22 protein-coding genes are annotated in these 17,678 nt (G+C 33.0%); 1 reads left to right on the forward strand and 21 read right to left on the reverse strand.

The genetic code is table 11. The annotated features are described in order from the left end of the window. Nucleotides 1-45: 45 nt before the first annotated feature. From ACEPXD_RS10995 to ACEPXD_RS11055, 13 genes are all read right to left on the reverse strand, one after another. Nucleotides 46-291, reverse strand: a complete 246-nt coding sequence (locus ACEPXD_RS10995) for a hypothetical protein (RefSeq protein ID WP_391116005.1) — start codon at nt 289-291, stop codon at nt 46-48. A 33-nt stretch (nt 292-324) separates the two neighbouring features. Then, the gene (locus ACEPXD_RS11000) at nt 325-501 is read right to left on the reverse strand and encodes a hypothetical protein (RefSeq protein ID WP_391116006.1); all 177 of its coding nucleotides are present in this window, start codon (nt 499-501) and stop codon (nt 325-327) included. 16 nt (nt 502-517) lie between these two features. Continuing rightward, entirely contained in the window at nt 518-847 is a 330-nt protein-coding gene (locus ACEPXD_RS11005) for a hypothetical protein (protein ID WP_391116007.1), read from the reverse strand. A gap of 1 nt (nt 848) precedes the next feature. Next, the gene (locus tag ACEPXD_RS11010; RefSeq protein WP_391116008.1) at nt 849-1,094 is read right to left on the reverse strand and encodes a hypothetical protein; all 246 of its coding nucleotides are present in this window, start codon (nt 1,092-1,094) and stop codon (nt 849-851) included. 24 nt (nt 1,095-1,118) lie between these two features. Next, on the reverse strand, nt 1,119-1,301 hold the full coding sequence (locus ACEPXD_RS11015; protein WP_391116009.1) for a helix-turn-helix domain-containing protein: 183 nt from the start codon (nt 1,299-1,301) through the stop codon (nt 1,119-1,121). A gap of 343 nt (nt 1,302-1,644) precedes the next feature. Beyond that, nucleotides 1,645-1,989, reverse strand: a complete 345-nt coding sequence (locus ACEPXD_RS11020; RefSeq protein ID WP_391116010.1) for a hypothetical protein — start codon at nt 1,987-1,989, stop codon at nt 1,645-1,647. Nucleotides 1,990-2,002: 13 nt separating this feature from the next. Then, complete coding sequence (locus ACEPXD_RS11025; protein ID WP_391116011.1) at nt 2,003-4,432, reverse strand: hypothetical protein; 2,430 nt, start codon at nt 4,430-4,432, stop codon at nt 2,003-2,005. A 389-nt stretch (nt 4,433-4,821) separates the two neighbouring features. Continuing rightward, entirely contained in the window at nt 4,822-5,907 is a 1,086-nt protein-coding gene (locus ACEPXD_RS11030) for a hypothetical protein (protein WP_391116012.1), read from the reverse strand. A 41-nt stretch (nt 5,908-5,948) separates the two neighbouring features. After that, on the reverse strand, nt 5,949-6,143 hold the full coding sequence (locus ACEPXD_RS11035) for a hypothetical protein (RefSeq protein ID WP_391116013.1): 195 nt from the start codon (nt 6,141-6,143) through the stop codon (nt 5,949-5,951). A 258-nt stretch (nt 6,144-6,401) separates the two neighbouring features. Next, nucleotides 6,402-6,932 (reverse strand): hypothetical protein, encoded by a 531-nt coding sequence (locus ACEPXD_RS11040; protein ID WP_391116014.1) that lies wholly within the window; start codon nt 6,930-6,932, stop codon nt 6,402-6,404. 104 nt (nt 6,933-7,036) lie between these two features. Beyond that, the gene (locus ACEPXD_RS11045) at nt 7,037-7,270 is read right to left on the reverse strand and encodes a hypothetical protein (RefSeq protein WP_391116015.1); all 234 of its coding nucleotides are present in this window, start codon (nt 7,268-7,270) and stop codon (nt 7,037-7,039) included. Nucleotides 7,271-7,316: 46 nt separating this feature from the next. Next, entirely contained in the window at nt 7,317-7,520 is a 204-nt protein-coding gene (locus tag ACEPXD_RS11050) for a hypothetical protein (RefSeq protein WP_391116016.1), read from the reverse strand. 135 nt (nt 7,521-7,655) lie between these two features. Beyond that, the gene (locus ACEPXD_RS11055; RefSeq protein WP_391116017.1) at nt 7,656-7,943 is read right to left on the reverse strand and encodes a hypothetical protein; all 288 of its coding nucleotides are present in this window, start codon (nt 7,941-7,943) and stop codon (nt 7,656-7,658) included. A gap of 167 nt (nt 7,944-8,110) precedes the next feature. Here ACEPXD_RS11055 and ACEPXD_RS11060 point away from each other — a divergent pair, with 167 nt between their 5' ends. Beyond that, nucleotides 8,111-8,320, forward strand: coding sequence for a helix-turn-helix domain-containing protein (locus tag ACEPXD_RS11060; protein ID WP_391116018.1), 210 nt, complete (start codon nt 8,111-8,113; stop codon nt 8,318-8,320). Nucleotides 8,321-8,420: 100 nt separating this feature from the next. Here ACEPXD_RS11060 and ACEPXD_RS11065 read toward each other — a convergent pair whose 3' ends face one another. From ACEPXD_RS11065 to dxs, 8 genes are all read right to left on the reverse strand, one after another. Beyond that, nucleotides 8,421-9,197, reverse strand: a complete 777-nt coding sequence (locus ACEPXD_RS11065; RefSeq protein ID WP_391116019.1) for a helix-turn-helix domain-containing protein — start codon at nt 9,195-9,197, stop codon at nt 8,421-8,423. Nucleotides 9,198-9,379: 182 nt separating this feature from the next. Then, nucleotides 9,380-10,345: a tyrosine-type recombinase/integrase gene (locus ACEPXD_RS11070; protein WP_391116021.1), complete on the reverse strand. Its 966-nt coding sequence runs from the start codon at nt 10,343-10,345 to the stop codon at nt 9,380-9,382. 162 nt (nt 10,346-10,507) lie between these two features. Next, nucleotides 10,508-11,299: a sporulation transcription factor Spo0A gene (gene spo0A / locus ACEPXD_RS11075; RefSeq protein WP_391116022.1), complete on the reverse strand. Its 792-nt coding sequence runs from the start codon at nt 11,297-11,299 to the stop codon at nt 10,508-10,510. A 241-nt stretch (nt 11,300-11,540) separates the two neighbouring features. After that, the gene (locus ACEPXD_RS11080; RefSeq protein ID WP_391116023.1) at nt 11,541-12,500 is read right to left on the reverse strand and encodes a SpoIVB peptidase S55 domain-containing protein; all 960 of its coding nucleotides are present in this window, start codon (nt 12,498-12,500) and stop codon (nt 11,541-11,543) included. Between the two features lie 95 nt (nt 12,501-12,595). Beyond that, entirely contained in the window at nt 12,596-14,299 is a 1,704-nt protein-coding gene (gene recN, locus ACEPXD_RS11085) for a DNA repair protein RecN (RefSeq protein ID WP_391116024.1), read from the reverse strand. Nucleotides 14,300-14,375: 76 nt separating this feature from the next. Further along, on the reverse strand, nt 14,376-14,825 hold the full coding sequence (ahrC, locus tag ACEPXD_RS11090) for a transcriptional regulator AhrC/ArgR (RefSeq protein WP_391116025.1): 450 nt from the start codon (nt 14,823-14,825) through the stop codon (nt 14,376-14,378). 97 nt (nt 14,826-14,922) lie between these two features. Next, nucleotides 14,923-15,741: a TlyA family RNA methyltransferase gene (locus tag ACEPXD_RS11095; RefSeq protein WP_391116026.1), complete on the reverse strand. Its 819-nt coding sequence runs from the start codon at nt 15,739-15,741 to the stop codon at nt 14,923-14,925. Next, complete coding sequence (gene dxs / locus ACEPXD_RS11100) at nt 15,738-17,633, reverse strand: 1-deoxy-D-xylulose-5-phosphate synthase (RefSeq protein WP_391123182.1); 1,896 nt, start codon at nt 17,631-17,633, stop codon at nt 15,738-15,740. The genes ACEPXD_RS11095 and dxs overlap by 4 nt, the downstream gene beginning before the upstream one ends. Between the last annotated feature and the right edge of the window lie 45 nt (nt 17,634-17,678).

Genomic DNA, 17,678 nt, shown 5'->3' on the forward strand with positions numbered 1-17,678 from the left:
GTGAATACTGACGGCCTAGCTGTCAGAATCTATAATTAAAATCAATTACTCTTCTCCATATTCTTCAAACATAGCATGAAGATCATATACATAGTCCTTGAAATTTTCATAAATCTCAATATAATCATCTTTAATTTTTTCTGTGAGTGTATCATGTTTTAATTGGTTATATAACTTAGCCTTTTCAAGGGCGGCAATATATGATTTCGCTCCAGAAATTTTTTCATCTAATTCTACTAAAATTTCACCGGTATGTTCATATTCCTTAATTTTTTGTTCAAATGTATTCATAATCTTCCTCCATCAATTTTAATTTTTTATGTATTATTTTCTATTTAAGTATTCCAATTCAGTAACAATTGATTTCAAATAATCATCATGACTATAGAAGAAACGTTGAGCCAATCCATCATATAAGTTGGAACATGCTCTCCTAGCAGCGTTAAATACTAATTGTTCAAGTTCATCTTCTGACAAAACTACTATCCTATTTTGTCTCAATTTAATCCCTCCTAATCTACTGAAATAATCCAGTCCAGTAATACGGAACATCATGTTCAATAATTATTAATTGACCAATTCTGCCATTAATATGTGTAAATGCATTACCGTCTGATCCGATATATGTATAGTTTTCTAACCTATTATTTAGTAATCCATTGTCATTCACATTGATATAAATAATCAGATTTTTTTCTACATGAACAATCTCATTATTTACTAAAACTGTACAAGGTTTTTCTACATGCAACTTCACCTGATGAAAATCATAAGGAATAAAATTTGATGGAATTACATCCTTATTCCCTGCCATAGTATTTTCAACTCGCTCACTCCATGCATACATATTATTTCAACCTCTTATTAGTTGAAGCAAATAACTGTTTAAACCATTGTCTAAACGTTAATTTATGAAAGTCTTTGTAGTTGGCTGACCTATCTTCTAATATGCTTAAAGCGTGTTCTATTCCATTGTAATAGGCAAAATCTACATTTGTATTTACTTCAATTCCATCTATGTATTTAGCAATTTTAGTCACCTTATTTTGAAATTGCGCCTGTTGATTTTTCTTTATTTTCCCAATGTTAGCCATGTTAATAACTCCCCTTGTTAATCCTTATTTATCCAATAATTCTTTTAATACTGTTTCGTTATAAAGTGACATATTTACTTTATTATTCAAGTATTGCGATATCAAACTCGGAGATACACCCATCATTTTACTGACCTCATTTAATCTCAAACCCTTGCGTTTAATTTTAAAATATAATTCTAATCTATCATCTGTTGTTGTTTTCATTATTTTCTCCCTCTCATTTTTGTTATTTTTATATAAATTATGTAATATTTTACTCAAAAAATGAGTCACATCAATTTAGACATGACTCTCATTTATGGAATGTATCTTGGAGGCATAATTCCATTGCAATTAGTTATTTTTGGCGAAGGCTAACTATACCCCCTGCGTTAAAGCTCTAACACAAAAAGAAAAACAATTTTTAATATCCGTAGATAAAAAAAGATGCTAAATGAAAAGAATATTTGTACTCTCTCCACCTAGCAATCTATTTTCTACAAAATTCTATAGGCACAATATCAAGTGTTTATATACATTTACATGTCAACATTTTCAAGTACATTTGCTACAGTTTCTGACTTTTTTTAATAAAACAATTGATAAATAAGTCGGTATGTGATATGTACAGCGAATTTAATAATCTGCTATTCATTACTTCAGCTTTGTCACTATCTCCTACATCCTTTTTATCTAGCATAGTATGGAGCATGGAGTACATAGTTTCTGGCTTAATTTTCAACTTTGCAACTTTATTATTATAATTAGCGACCAAATCATCATACTCTCTCCAGTCTTCTTCACTCATTTCATTCTTATGTAAGCTGCCAATCTCATTCATATATACTTTTGTTTCATCTGTTAATTTTTTTATTTGTTTATAGTTGATTGCTTTACTATCCTGCTTAATCAAGAATGAATCAACATTAAATGAAGTTTTCCCCCCCCCGTGGTACTTCTTTTATTATTGGAGGTAAAAAGTCCATTGGAGTATTGTATGCATTATATTTAGAGACTTTCTTCTTATTTGATTCTTCCACTTTAGTAGTTTTGACAATGCTCTTTAAAAATAGAGGCTTAAACAGTCTTATTTTTTTCACTTTTCCCACTTCATCTAATACAACTTCTTTTTTCATGTACTTTTGAAGAAACTTTTCAATATTCCTAATCTCAAGTTTTGTATTTATTCTGTACATTCTCTTTGCTGAGTCAATTGTAAGTCCACTTAGAACCGTTACAACATCAACCTTCTTCATTACCTCTTGAGCATCATCATGTCTACCTACCGAAGATAACTCATGATAGATAGCATTGCCGAGTTGACCTAAGTTCACTACCCTGCCGATAAATTTCGCCGACTTTGCTAATGTACAATCTATAATACTCATATCTTCATTTGAAAGTACATATGACGTTGTATCCGCAGCCACTCCATTTACACACACCTTATATTTTTCTTGGCAATAATCAGCTATTTGTACTAGTTGTTCGTTATTTGTTGCGAAGATTGAATCACTGTCAAAATCAGATCCCGATAAACGGTCTAGTAGGCTTACATCAATGCTATTTGCTGCAATTATGTTTTTACTTAAATTAAAATATTTCTCGATATTTTTATCGTATGTATTAATTCCTAAAAATAAATTTGATGCACTAGAATGTGGATTCCTAAATCCTACTATTTCCTCATCAAATTCAAATAGAGTTGAATAGACTTGATTACCTTTCAAACTGCTTGATTTCACATTTTTAGTATCAAATTTATTTACTGAATGAAGCAACATTTCGTATGGATTTCCTATTAAAACCAAGTAATCTGCGGCATTGATTAATACTTTTCCACTTTTCACCTTTTTAACGTATGCATTAATTTTAGTTCGTTTAAAATTCTTAAAAAACGGAGTCAAAGCAATTTCTTCATTTTGCTCATAGAGTGCAACATACATAGCATTTGCATTACTTTTGCTACTAGTACGCTCAAGATACTTGGTATAAATATCATTTTTATCTTTCAAAGATGTTATGTAATCACGTTGAAATTCAGTCAAATCAAATACCTCTTTTGAAGATAAAGGGAGACTATTGAGCATCTGATACGACATTACCTGTGCAGGATTTCCATTATCATCAACACCTAGCTTAGAAGGCTTTTCATGCTTACAAATTCCAAATATCGAACCGTCTACTATAACTTTTTTCTTCCAATGTTGATAAATTGCGTTCTTTTGTGCTTTTTTATATTCTTTATTATTCATATTATCTCTCTCAACATCCATAACATCGCTGAATTTCAATATTTTCAACGAATTTGGGGTGGATATTAGCTTCACGTCTTTAGCAAGGATCTTATTTCCAAACATATCATTTAAATACCAATCATCAAACTTAATATCTGGAGGGCAATTATCGTTTAAAAACAGTTGAATATTAGTAGAAAAGGCGGCACTTTTAAAGTAATGATTTCTCAAAAGAATAAAACCTTTTTCACCTAATCTGACTGAATCCATCAATGACTTACAAATTAAACTCTGACCATCCCAAATACTATTTTCAATAGTAGCCTCTCCCACCACAGAATCTAATTGCGTATCTACAGTTTTAATCACATTTACCGTTTCTTTAAAAATACTATCAACATCATCAACTAATAATATAGATGCAGGATCAATTTGAATGGTGTCAACGATAGCTGAACCGACTAGGCTTTCATATGCTAATAACCCTGCTAAATCAACTCCTACGCCCTCTTTAAAAGGTAAACTCATTCGTGACCATCTCATCATATTTTTATGTAATGATTCTTTAATGAAAAGACATTCGCCATTTCTCGACTTTGAAGATGACCTCTTATATACAACATACTTTTGAGCTTTACCTTTATTATCTATAATCGTAAAACCCTTTGTATACAGATCCTTTCTCAAATTATCTAAGCCTATCCCATTCCACTTTTCGTTCAATTTTTTATTTTCAATTTCATCAACATCTGTTTCTAACTTCATAATGGATTGTTTCAATGCTATGTACTTATCATACGATTCATTTATCCCTGCAATTTCGGATTTACGTTTTTTAAGTTTCTCCTTGAAATTTTCAAGCAATGCTTCACCTGATTTCACTTTGTAGTTAAACTTTACGTTAATCATGTCACTAGAATATTGATTTCCTGTTCTAGTTTTGGACTCAACAAACCCTTTTTGCTCTCGCAATTTCATCAATTCTAGTGAATATGCAAGCATTCCCTTTTTATTAAGAAATAGTTCTCTTCCACGATTATTATTCGAGTAAATATCAGCAGCTTCAATACTCGGTATGTAACAGTTTTCATTTATTTGCATATGTAGTTTTTCCTCCAATGATTATTTAATTTTCTTCTATGTATATTCCTTCTATGTATTAATATTTATATTTTTGATAAGCAAAGTATTTTTATTTGCGTTCGACGCTAGGAACTTTATGACCGAATAGGGAATAACGTGGGTGGGCGTGACACCTATGTTTTGACCTTTATCCATGTTACTAATACAGTTCAAGTACCCAATTATTAGTGACGAACATACAATTCGCTACCACGCTCATTGTGTTCATCTACTAATAATTGAAATCAACGTAAATTAAGATTTGCTTATGATACGTATAATTTTTTACTTTTAAATTGATTAAATTTGATAATATAAATGTCGACAACCCAAAGTATTTAGTATTATATGTTTTAATAAATGGTTTGGGTTGTCGACAAAACTATTTATGCAAATAATTCATCAAATGTCCCCAGTTCATGAGTAATAAATAGTTCTTCACTCTTATATTCTTCATCAAATAATTGTTCAATATTTTCAATTTGATAAGAAGATGATTTTAAAATTAATAACATACTCAAATAGTAAAACCTTCTCCAAAACGTTTGCGAGCCTATGTATTGTTTTCTATTCTGTTTATCTCTCGACAACTTTATTAATCTTGAAAAATATGCAATATTGAATTGTTCCTCTGTTACATTTTTTAGGATAGTAGTATCAATTACAGTCACCTTATATGACTTGTAAACTCGATCAACATCATATACATTTTGCAAATGAAGAGTAATTAGTTCTGCAACTTTTGCTATTTTTTCAGAACCAGTATTATTATGTAAGTATTTTATGTATTCATAATATGTAAGTTCATAATCTGATAATATACTCCTAATATATTCAATGATGAGATTATATTTTTCCTCTGTGATTGATTCTTTGATGATCTTATTTGCATAATTTTTAAATGATGAAATGAACACCTCATCAACTTTTAAACGCTTTTCTTTTTCTAACAACCTGAATGAGTTTCTAATCACCGATATATTTCTACTATCTACACTAGATATACATTCCAGCACTATTTCATGAGCATTAAAAATCCCCTCATCTTTTGTTACATAAAAATCCTTTATCCCCTTCACATAGTTGATTTTAGCCGTTTCAGAAATCAAATTAGGTAGCTGTAATTTATCAGCCCATCCTTTGAATGAAAAACTACTAGTTGAAAGTTTGATAAGTTGATAGAATATGTACTCTCTCATTATTGAATCATGTTCTGTTAATTGTGTACCTTTGTAATTGTAATCTCGTTGTGTCTGCACCTCTTTTTTATCATCCAATATGTATCTGCGTTTCTTTCCTTTTCCAACAACACCAACAACGTTATAGATAGTTTTCAACTTCTCTATTAGCGCATCATGCGTTCTGTCAGGCTTTAAACAACCTCTATCTATCCATGCTTTCGTTTTAAATTCTGAACCATTAAAACCATGTTCAACGGTAATTTTTATCACATCCAGTTCGTTATATTCCATTGTTTAACCTCATCGAATTTAATCATATTGAATTGATCCCCTTATTGTTTATATATATTCTTTAATGTCATAATTTCAGTTAAAGCAGAGCGCAGTACATCTGTATCTTTAAAGCTATGTATTTTTTTCCCATCATTCTTTTTATCCTCAAACTTATAATAATCTTGTCCAGTGATAAATACTAAAGCCTTCGCTAAATCTATACTTTTTACTGCATAGTATTTGTTCTGGTTCATAATTTCCCCTCCTTTACCATTAAGCAATCTATTCTGATGACACGCTTTTATCGATAAACACTTAACTTGAGTGCTATGAATTTACTTCATTTTCTGACTTTATTTATTAGATGAAAATGTGAAGTAAACCGATTAAGGATCTCCCCATCATTGTCATTGTTAATCATCCTTTTCTATATGTTTTTTTGGTGCATTTCGTGCAAAATATGTATGTATTATTTTATTTTTTCCGCAATTCCCCCTTTCAATGTACAATTTCTACATTTTAGTTTTCATTTGAAAGTTACTGAATATCTGTTTAATTTCATCATTTTCCTCAAACTTTTCTAACTCATCTATAAAATTTTCAAGCTTATCTAATTTCAGGTTATATATTTTATCGATATTCATATAAATACTTGAATCAAAAGTTCTTTTTAGCCTATGAATTAACAATTCTCTTCGTAGTTGATTCTTTAAAAGCGTAATTTCCATAGTAAACATAGCTACGAGTGATTTTTTCATTTCTACATCGATATCATCATTCGCAAATATGTTCTTTAGCGAAATATCTTGATGGATTATTTTTATTTCAATTCGATCTATCATCGTTACAACCTTAATTTCCAATAGATAGCACTTATCTTCTGGAATCCCAAACAAGTCATATAAAATTCGTTTATATTTATCAGGAAAGTTTTTACTGCCGTTTTTCCAGTTTGTTGGTGCCGATTTGCTTATTCCTAAGTAATTCGATAACTCTGTTAATGTAATTTTGTTTATAATGCAAAAGTAATCTAATCCGTGCATATTTTTTCCAACCTCCAGGTTACTGTAACGCTTAATTGATAGGTTACAGTAACGCAATTGGAAAGTCAACGAATATGTTGCCTTTCTAAAATATCCATAAACTTTTACTCGATCAAACTCACATAATTTTCATCAATTAAATCTTCAATTACAATATCCCAGTCCATTCCTGTTAATATTTCAACTTCACCACTAACACTGGTAACTATAACTTCTATCTTCTGAATGAAATGACTTTCCATTAAGTATGGTGATTCTAATTCGGCGGATTCAATATTACTTTGATTAGTTTCTTTTCCAAATACCACATTAATATTACCCATTAATTTGTTCTTCATTTTACTTTCCTCCTATGTATTACAGAATGATTTTGAATTTCCCACTTTAGTTATATTGAAACGCTAAATGAGTTCGCTGGAAGTATTCTCTTGCAAGTATTCTTTCGTCAGATCCGTTAGATTCAATCTGCGTTAAGTCAGCTATATAATTCCCCAACACATCCGCTATTGAACAATTGTAACGTTTTGCAAATTCCTTTAAAGCCTTAAACTGCACATCGTTGATTTCTACATTTAATCTTTTTGTCATTGTGATATCCTCCTTAAATTATGATGATTGTCACTAACACTAAACAGGTAGTATATGTTCCGTAAAACCAAATTCTATCCCCTATTGTGCCTTCGCCTGTTCCAATGAAGTAATTATCGACTGCTTTAAACACCTTCATTCTGACACCATTCGACCTAAATCTGCTAACGTCATATTCGCCAACTCTTCAATGTCTATTTCAGCGACAGCACCACCAATATCAAAATTGATTATATTAGCATCATTTACACTAACTGACTGGGCATCATCCACAACGGCTGTATTAAAGACATAGTATAAGATTGCTGACTCATTGCGTGATAGTGCGACATTTTGAGTTATTAAATAGCCTTCTTCGTTAAATTCAAACTTTTCTTTTGATACATTGTCAAAATCCGTGTGTACCAGTCTAATTTTCCTCATCTTATCTTAGCTCCTTTTTGAACACCATGGTGTGCTTGTTACTATCCTCATAATAAACACCATAGTGTGCAAAGTCAACTAATTTATTAAAAACTTTTTAATTTTCAACACACTATAGTGTTTATTAGTTATAATTAGTAGCAGATATAACTAGGAGGTAATAAGAAATGATAATTATTAAATTAAAGGAAACAATGAAAGAGAAAAACTTTAACATCACAGAACTCGCAGAAGCAACTGGAATGCATAGGAACGGAATTTCTAAGATACTCAACGAGAAAAATAACGGGATTGAGTTCGATACACTAAATAAACTTTGCACAGTTTTAGAATGCGACGTATCTGACATAGTACAATTCACAAAAGATGAAAAATAATCAACTAAACGGTTACTGTGAGATAACAATCCAGTAGTCGTTTTTTAGTACGTAATCAATCGTATAAGCGTGTTAATAAGAATATCAAATAATACTTTTCTTAAATCCCATAAGCAGCCATTACTCTTTGTTTGATCCAAATAGTTTTAGTAGCGGATTTAATAGCATGATAAAGCAATCCTGACAAATTCTTAACTTTGCCACGTCTAAATGCGTTGATAACCGATAAAATGGATTGTCTATATTCATCCTCATAATCATCTAACTGGATTGTGCGATCTATACTTGCTTTAGCCTTGTATATTGTTCCAACTAACGTATAAAGTTCATCAGTTTTGAAGAATGGCGCTAAAGCATATTGTAATGTTAATGGTAACTTATTTACTAACCCTTGTTTAATTAATGATTCTTTACTGTCAAGCTCATAGGAATCTGCTTTTTTTGTATCATCTGTATTATTTGATTTAATAGTTTTAGAGAAAGCTTCTTGGTCGGACATGATAGTAGGACATTCCACTTCACCTACTTGATATGCTTGGATTACAATAGCATTAGACGACTGTCTTTTATCGCCTGTTGCACGTTTCGTTGTATGTTGAATAAATATACCTAATTCCTCTAAACGCTTACAGGAACGTTGTACGGTCTTATACGAGACAGATAGAGTTGATGCTATTTTAGATTTAGATAAATAACACACTCCGACAAATTTACATGCGTATTGTGAAATTAATTCTAATACTTCTTTAGTTGATTTTGTTAATTCTGATTGGAATTGTTGTTTAAATTGCTTAATAGATGCATTCATTTCCTCAATTGATGAAAATGATTGGAGAGACTTATATGTAGATTCAATATTTAATAGTGTAGTTGTCATGTGTATTCGCTCCTATTTTAACGAATACTTCCGGAAAGTAGGCGCACTTAAATAAGCCTTGCCTTATCTCACTTTTTTTGATAAAATGAGATTACATTAAATACTTTTCTGGAGTATTCATATTTAGTTTTTGAAGGTAAAGTGACTGTGAATCGCTTAGCCTTCTTTTTTTATGCTCTTTTTTAAATATCTAAATTCTGTAACGGTGAATGTTGTCGATATTTTTTCGATACTTCTTTATCTGCAAAATCTAAGTAAATCTGTGAGGTTACTTCAATAGAACTGTGACCGAGTAGCCTAGAGAGCGTTGCCAGATCCCCACCGTTTATAAGATAACGCTTTGCAAAGTTATTTCTAAGTAAATGTGGATGTACTTCTAACCCAACATCTTTACTTCTCAATCTAAATGACCTCTCAACACTTTCTAGCTTCAATTTGTTCCCTTGTATAGTTGAAAAAACAAATTCCGAATCTGAATATCTATCTTTGAAATCAAGCCATGACTTTAGATGCCTTCTAGTCTTGTCCGAGAAATAGACAAAACGCTGCTTCTTATTTTTGGTATCTCTAAGGAGGATTGCATTTGCTCTTAATTCAATATCGGATGGAACAATAGAAAGTAACTCACCAATTCGAGATCCAGTGTCAAAAATTAACCTAGCAATTATCCAATCTCGATATTGGTCAAACTTCGTCACATCAAAGGCTCTGAAAAATTGTTTAAGTTCGTTATCTTCTAACATGACTTTCATTTTGCGTTCTGGTTTAACATTCTTAATTGCTTTCATTGGATTTTTCCGAATGACTTTTTCTAAATGCAAATGGCTGAAGAAGACTTTAATATTACGAGTGTAATTCGCAATTGTAGTATTAGATATTTTCTTTCCATAATCTTGCCTTCTTTCGGGATAGTTGACGGATTCATTAGCTGTTGACATTTCATATTTACCACGCTCCGAAAGACTTCTCATATATGCCCTCAGATGTTCCCCTGTTACATCGTTAGGTGTCGTGATATTGAATTCAACATCTAACCACTTCGCAAACAATTTCAATGTCTGTTCATATGACTTCATTGTTTTAGACGCTAATCCCTTTGCCGAACAATCCAACATAAACCTATCTATTTCTATCTCAAAATCAGACACAACAAAAAACACCTCCACTAACAAGCAAGGACACTTGTAAATAAAGGCGTTTCATATTCAACTTCTATTAATTTAGATTTATTGGATACAGAAAGGAGTTAGTTGGTATAGATTCTGTGTCCTCAATTTTTATATCCCCTTGAAACCCTTGATACGACTGAATCAGCTAGCCATATTCTCCATTCGAATTTTGTCTGCAATCATTGCGATAAATTCACTATTAGTAGGCTTACTTTTCAAATGATGCACAGTGTATCCAAACATTTTAGAAATAGTTTCGTAGTTTCCACGGTTCCATGCTACTTCGATTGCATGACGTATCGCTCTTTCCACGCGAGAAGGAGTAGTTTGAAATTTCTTTGCTATTTCTGGATATAAAACTTTTGTAATGGAACCAAGTAATTCAATGTCGGAATAAACCATTTGGATAGCTTCCCTTAAGTAAGAGTATCCTTTAATATGAGCGGGTACTCCGATTTCTTTAATTACATTTGTAATGATGTTGTCAATAAAGCGCTTATTTTGCAATGCTTCTTTTTCAGGATTTGATTTTAAAGGTGATTCTTGCACACTTTCTTTTCTGCCAGCCACTTGCTTAATTTGAGTAACCAGTCGATCAAACTCAAAAGGCTTTAACATGAAATAAGAAGCTCCTAATTCAGCAGCTTGTTTCATCACATCTTCTTGTCCAAACGCGGTTAACATAATGACTTGAAGTTTATTTAATTGATCATTTTTCTGTATACTATCTAAAACTGCAATTCCGTCTAAATGAGGCATAATGATATCTAACAATAGGACGTCAGGTTTAACCGTTTCAAGTAGGTCTATACAAAGCTTGCCGTTTAAAGCTGTTCCAATAACTTCTATTTCTGGATGTTTGTCAAAGTATGCATCCATAGTTCGAATTAAATCTTTGTTATCGTCTACAATTACAATTTTTATTTTTTCCATTACCCTCATCCACCTTTTGTATTTTTTCACTTAGATAGTATTCGCTATTTTTGGAAGACTTCCTTTATTTTTGTTAAAAATAAGTCTTTTAGAATACAGTTCTTTTATATTCCGACAAAAGATTAATCATTTCTACAGCATTGTCGAATTTTCTTTATTTTATTGTATAGGTACTTGCAGAAAAAGGCTACACTTAATAAAAAGTGTAGCCTTTCAGGTTTTCCCGTTATTTTTTAAATTATCATGGATTTTTCTTCATCATTTCCGTGATGGATAGTGCCGCTCCATTTTTGGGTTTATCTACATACATATGCGTGACTACTCCTATAAGCTTATTTTGTTGCATAATTGGACTTCCACTCATTCCTTGAAGAATGCCGCCGGTTTTTTCAATTAGAAATTCATCTGTTACAGTAAACTGAAAAAGGTGGTCCTCAACAGTTGTAATTTCGATTGTAAAGTCTTGAACTTTTTCGCCATCGATCGAAGTGCGCATAATTGCTTCACCAGTCATTATTGATTCTTTGTCAGCAATTTCTACTTCTTGCAACGGAATGTTGTCAATTGCATTTTGTTCCAACTTGCCGAAAATTCCATATACATTATTCTCATTCACACCACCAATTGGTGATGTGTTCTGTTGATGAGAAGTAATTTTGTAACCAGGTTTCCCTGGAATACTTTTCTTTATTTGTTGAATGGAGGATAAATAAATTGATCCTTCCGAAAAATCGGGTGTCAATCCTGAAGTATGATCAACTATTTGATGACCTAATGCACCAAATTCGTTAGTTTCTAGATCTAAATACGTTAAAGTACCAATTCCTTCTGTCGCATCTTTTAAAAATGGAAGAAGTTTCAGTATTTGGTCCGAAGTGATTTCTGTTGTATACATCTTTTTATTTCGCTCATAATGTATAATGAGCATTTTATCTTTCACATGGTTTTTAACGTCTGCTAACGACGTGACTTTTTGTGAATTAATTTGTTGGATAGAGTCGCCAGTACGCAACCAATAATCGTCTGATAGTAATACATCATGACTAAGAAACACAGCTCCGTATTGAAGGTCTATTTGTATGGATTGTCCTAAAGGTACTACTGAGGAAGTTTGTTTTTGTGCAAAAGCGGGATTGACTGCAAAGAAAAAAGTAAAGAAAAGTATTGAAATTAGCGACCATATACGATAGCTTTGCTTCATATTTCACCTCCTATACAATTACTATATCCTGTAGAAGAAACTCTATGTGAGGTAAATAATTGATATAAAAAAAAAGACCTTACACAGCAAGGTCTTTAAGCATTTCGCAATATTTTTTTTCGTTCTACAGCTAATTTTAGCAGTTCTTTTGAATGTTGTAATGTAGTACTCGTAATTTCAGCACCTGACATCATACGGCTTAACTCTTCGGCTCGTCGATCATCCATCACTTCTTCTAAGATGGTGTATGTTCTATTTCCCGATACTTCTTTTTTAATCATTAAATGTTGGTCTGCCATTGCAGCTACCTGCGGAAGATGTGATATACATAAAACTTGTGAATTAGTTGCAATTCCGGAAATTTTTTCGGCTATCGCTTGAGCTACTCGTCCACTAACACCAGTATCAACTTCATCAAATATGATCGATGTTATCCCTTGATGCATGGAGAAAATACTTTTTAGAGCAAGCATCATGCGTGATAACTCACCACCTGATGCAATTTTCGTTAAGGCTTTTGGTGGTTCCCCCACATTCGTCGAAATATAAAATGATATTTCGTCAATCCCATACTCGTTATAAGTTATTTTAGAATGCTCATGGAACATAACAGAAAAAGTTGCTTTTTCCATGTAAAGCTCTTGTAATTGTTCCATAATTGCTTTGCTTAATTGTTTGGCAGCATTTTTTCGTTTATCCGTTAAATCATTTGCTACAAGTTCTAAATCTTTCTCTATTTGCTTAATCTTATCTGCTGTTTTTTGAATTTGTTCATCTCGATTAACTAATTGCTCGAGACTTTTGAAAATTTGCTCTTTGTATTCTAAAATGGCTTCTATAGACTGTCCATATTTTCTCTTTAGTGTCTGAATGAATGCAAGACGGTCTTCGACATATTGAAGTCGATTACTATCGAATTCCATTTCATCTAATTCATTTTTTAACTGATATGCAGCATCTTGCAAAATATAAAACGCGGATGAGACACTTTCGCTTAGCTCCAGCATATTCTTATCTACGTCAGAGATATCTTGTAAATCTGCCATTGCAGTGCCGATGTAGTCTAAGCCTTTCGATTCTGATAATATCGCCTCATATGCACTGCTCATTTTATCAAAGACCTTATGGAAGTTTTGGAGCTTCTTTTTCTCTTCTTGAAGTTGTTCTTCTTCCCCAACAACTAAATTTGAATCATTTATTTCTTCCACTTGAAAAGTATACAAATCTATTTTATGCGCAATTTGTTGCTCATTTTCCGTTAAAGTAGCTAAATCTTTTTTCCACTTTTTATATTTGGAGTAGAGCTCTTTATAAGACTCTTTTACGCTTCTTATCTTTTCGCCTGCAAACTGATCAAGCAAATGAATATGTGCCTTTTCATCCATTAGTTCTTGGCTCTCGTGCTGCCCATGGATATCAATAATGGAGGATCCAATTTCTCGTAATATACCAAGAGTAACTAGTTTTCCGTTTACGCGACATACACTCTTCCCTGAATCATTAATATCTCTTCTTAAAATAATAGATTCCTCGTCTATTTCAACACCAACATCTATCATTTTATGAAATACATTATGTTTTGGGTTCGTGATGATGAATAATCCTTCTAATTCTGCTTTTTTCGCTCCATGTCGAATAAACTCTTGAGAGCCTCTCCCACCACATAACAAATGAACAGCATCAATTATTATTGATTTACCTGCACCTGTCTCTCCAGTTAATACAGTAAGTCCTTCCTCAAAACTTACTGTTAATTCATCAATAATGGCAAAGTTTTTAATTGATAACTCTTTTAACAACGGCTTTCACCTCTTTATCAAATTCACATTGGATTTTTACCTAGACAGCCTCGCATATAGGTGCTGGTGATTTAGGTTAAAGCATTTCGAGTAAACGTTTTTTTACAACTTCGCAATCCGATTCTTCTCTACATAAAATTAAACAAGTATCGTCTCCACATATTGTTCCTAATATCTCTGTCCAGTCTAAATAATCGATTAATGACCCAATGGAATGGGCATTTCCTGGTAATGTTTTCATAACTAAAAAATGACTTGCTCCGTCAATACTTACAAATGCATCGGTCAATGCTCGACGCAACTTTTGGCTCGGGTTAAAGCGTTGGTCCGCAGGTAAGCTATATTTATAGTGACCACTAGGAAGTGGAACTTTCACTAAGTGCAATTCTTTAATATCTCTTGATACTGTAGCTTGCGTTACGTTATAGCCTGCATTTTTCAAAAAATCAACTAAGTCATCTTGAGTCTCTATTTCATTATTAGAAATAATATCCCGTATTCTAATATGCCTTTGACCTTTGTTCATACATGTCACCCCGTTGTATATTTATACTAATTACTTTATACATTATCATTTCATTTAAAAAGGTACAAGAAAAAACGCGACCCATATAGGAGCCGCGTTATTTTAATGTAGCGTGTGCTTCATTAACTAGAGCCACAAAATCGATCTGATGAGGTATCACTTCTTCATTTTCAACACTGATTAAATGAAATAAAAATTCTATATTGCCCTCTCCACCTGTAATTGGCGAATAAGAAGCATTTTTTAAATGGAAGTTTTGACTTTCTGCAAAACTGGAAATTTCATTCAGCACATCCAAATGAACAGCTTTATCCCGTACTACCCCTTTTTTACCAACTCGATCTTTCCCTGCTTCGAATTGTGGTTTGACGAGTGCGATAACATCGCCGTTTGGAACTAGAATTGTTTTTAAAGTTGGAAAAATAAGTTTCAAAGATATAAAGGAAACGTCGATTGAGGAAAAAGTAGGCAACCCTTCTCCAAAATCAGCAGGTGAAGCATATCTAAAATTCGTTTTTTCCATCACTGTTACACGAGGATCTTGACGAATTTTCCAAGCAAGTTGGTTACTTCCAACATCCAGGGCATATGCATGTTTGACACCATTCTGCAAACCGCAGTCTGTAAAACCACCTGTAGATGAGCCAATATCCAACATGATTTTGTCTTGAATAGTAAGATCGAATTGTTCTAATGCCTTTTCAAGCTTTAATCCACCTCTACTCACATATTTCAACACTTGCCCTTTCACCGTCAAAATAGAATCTATTTCTATCTTTTCTCCTGGTTTATCTATTCGCTCTTCCTTTTTGTAAATAAGTCCAGCCATTATTGCACGTTTCGCTTTTTCTCTCGTTTCAAATAGGCCCTGTTCAACTAACAGGACATCTACTCGTTCTTTCGGATTCTTGGTCATGATGATATATACCTATTTGAAGGAACAATAGAATGTTCTACTACCTTCACAATTTCTTCGCTTGTGATATTGATTTCATCTAATAACTGATTAACATCTCCATGTTCAATAAAGATATCTGGTATACCTATGCGTTTTACATTAGCTTGCAATTCATGATCATTGAAAAACTCTAAAACAGCACTCCCAAATCCACCTTGAAGAATGCTTTCTTCCACGGTAATTATAGGTATATGGCGTTGTTGTAGTGAAAGTAACATTTCTTCATCTAATGGTTTGATAAAACGAGCATTGATTACTTCAACAGAAATATTAGCTTGTGCTAATTGTGCGGCTGCTTCTAAAGCCATTGGTATAGTAGTACCAAAAGTTAAAATGACAGCTTGTGTCCCCTCTTTCAATACTTCCCATGTACCAATAGGTATCAATTTCAATTCTTCATCCATTGGGACTCCTAAACCATTTCCACGAGGATAACGAAGAGCAATTGGACCATCCGAATAATCAAACGCTGTTTTTACCATATGCTGTCCTTCATTCTCATCTTTCGGCATCATGATTACCATATTTGGTAAATGACGTAAAAATGAAATATCAAAGACGCCCTGGTGCGTTTCTCCATCTGCTCCTACTAGTCCCGCACGATCAATCCCAATAACAACATTTAAGTTCTGTCGACAAATATCATGAAGAACCTGATCGTATGCACGCTGAAGAAACGTTGAATAAATGACTAAAAATGGTTTCATACCATCCGCTGCAAGGCCAGCAGCCATTGTAGTCGCATGCTGTTCTGCAATACCAACATCAATCATTCTGTCTGGAAATTCAGAGGCAAACCCCTCAAGTTTTGAACCTACCGGCATGGCTGGTGTAATTGCAACGATACGTTTATCATTTCTCGCAAGCTTTCTTGCAGTTTCTGCAACTAGCCCACTCCATGATGGTGCAACAGAAGTTGACTTAACAAAATCACCTGTTTCCATTTTGTAAGGGCCAGTTCCATGCCAAGTACCAATTTTATCTTGTTCAGCAGGTGTGAATCCTTTCCCTTTTTTCGTAATAACATGAAGAAGGACTGGTCCTTTCATCTTTTTCGCGTTCTTAAGATTTTCTTCTAAAGCTTCAAAGCTATGTCCATCAATTGGACCTAAATACGTGAAACCTAGTTCTTCAAAAAAGACGCCAGATACAAGTAAATATTTCAAGCTATCTTTTACACGTTCAGCTGTGCTTGCTAATTTCCCGCCAACTGCAGGGATTTTTTTCAACAAGTATTCTAGTTCATCTTTTGCTTTGTTATACGTTCCATGTGTACGTAACTTTCCTAACACATTATGAAGTGCTCCGACATTGGGAGCTATAGACATTTCATTATCATTTAATATAACAATCATGTCTGTTTTTTCATGTCCTATATGATTTAATGCTTCTAGAGCCATTCCACCAGTAAGTGCGCCATCTCCAATTATTGGGATGACGTAATTCGATTTCTTCTGTAGATTTCGCGCTGTCGCCATTCCCATTGCAGCAGACAGAGAGGTGGAGCTATGGCCTGCTTCCCACACATCATGTTCACTTTCTATACGTTTAGGGAATCCGCATAATCCTTTAAACTGACGTAATGTATCAAATTGATCCGCTCTACCAGTTAAGATTTTATGGACATACGCTTGATGTCCAACATCCCATAGTAATTTATCAGTAGGACTATTAAACGCACGATGAAGTGCAATTGTTAGTTCTACCACGCCTAAATTAGGTCCAATATGTCCACCCGTTACAGACAATTTTTCTATTAAAAACGATCGAATATCTTCACTTAATTCCTTTAATTGTTCATTATCTAAACTTTTTAAAAAGGATGGGCTAGAAATTGATGTTAAATCCATTGCCATCACACACCTTCTATTAGATTTCCTTCATAACACTTTACT

Origin of the sequence: Psychrobacillus sp. L3, from assembly GCF_042945595.1 — a bacterium.
Lineage (GTDB): Bacteria > Bacillota > Bacilli > Bacillales_A > Planococcaceae > Psychrobacillus.

Coding starts and splice junctions, on each gene's coding strand:
- ACEPXD_RS10995 (WP_391116005.1), bottom strand. CDS start 291: ATGAATACATTTGAACAAAAAATTAAGGAATATGAACATACCGGTGAA.
- ACEPXD_RS11005 (WP_391116007.1), bottom strand. CDS start 847: ATGTATGCATGGAGTGAGCGAGTTGAAAATACTATGGCAGGGAATAAG.
- ACEPXD_RS11010 (WP_391116008.1), bottom strand. CDS start 1,094: ATGGCTAACATTGGGAAAATAAAGAAAAATCAACAGGCGCAATTTCAA.
- ACEPXD_RS11015 (WP_391116009.1), bottom strand. CDS start 1,301: ATGAAAACAACAACAGATGATAGATTAGAATTATATTTTAAAATTAAA.
- ACEPXD_RS11030 (WP_391116012.1), bottom strand. CDS start 5,907: ATGGAATATAACGAACTGGATGTGATAAAAATTACCGTTGAACATGGT.
- ACEPXD_RS11035 (WP_391116013.1), bottom strand. CDS start 6,143: ATGAACCAGAACAAATACTATGCAGTAAAAAGTATAGATTTAGCGAAG.
- ACEPXD_RS11040 (WP_391116014.1), bottom strand. CDS start 6,932: ATGCACGGATTAGATTACTTTTGCATTATAAACAAAATTACATTAACA.
- ACEPXD_RS11045 (WP_391116015.1), bottom strand. CDS start 7,270: ATGAAGAACAAATTAATGGGTAATATTAATGTGGTATTTGGAAAAGAA.
- ACEPXD_RS11050 (WP_391116016.1), bottom strand. CDS start 7,520: ATGACAAAAAGATTAAATGTAGAAATCAACGATGTGCAGTTTAAGGCT.
- ACEPXD_RS11055 (WP_391116017.1), bottom strand. CDS start 7,943: ATGAGGAAAATTAGACTGGTACACACGGATTTTGACAATGTATCAAAA.
- ACEPXD_RS11060 (WP_391116018.1), top strand. CDS start 8,111: ATGATAATTATTAAATTAAAGGAAACAATGAAAGAGAAAAACTTTAAC.
- ACEPXD_RS11065 (WP_391116019.1), bottom strand. CDS start 9,197: ATGACAACTACACTATTAAATATTGAATCTACATATAAGTCTCTCCAA.
- spo0A (WP_391116022.1), bottom strand. CDS start 11,299: ATGGAAAAAATAAAAATTGTAATTGTAGACGATAACAAAGATTTAATT.
- ACEPXD_RS11080 (WP_391116023.1), bottom strand. CDS start 12,500: ATGAAGCAAAGCTATCGTATATGGTCGCTAATTTCAATACTTTTCTTT.
- ahrC (WP_391116025.1), bottom strand. CDS start 14,825: ATGAACAAAGGTCAAAGGCATATTAGAATACGGGATATTATTTCTAAT.
- ACEPXD_RS11095 (WP_391116026.1), bottom strand. CDS start 15,741: ATGACCAAGAATCCGAAAGAACGAGTAGATGTCCTGTTAGTTGAACAG.
- dxs (WP_391123182.1), bottom strand. CDS start 17,633: ATGGATTTAACATCAATTTCTAGCCCATCCTTTTTAAAAAGTTTAGAT.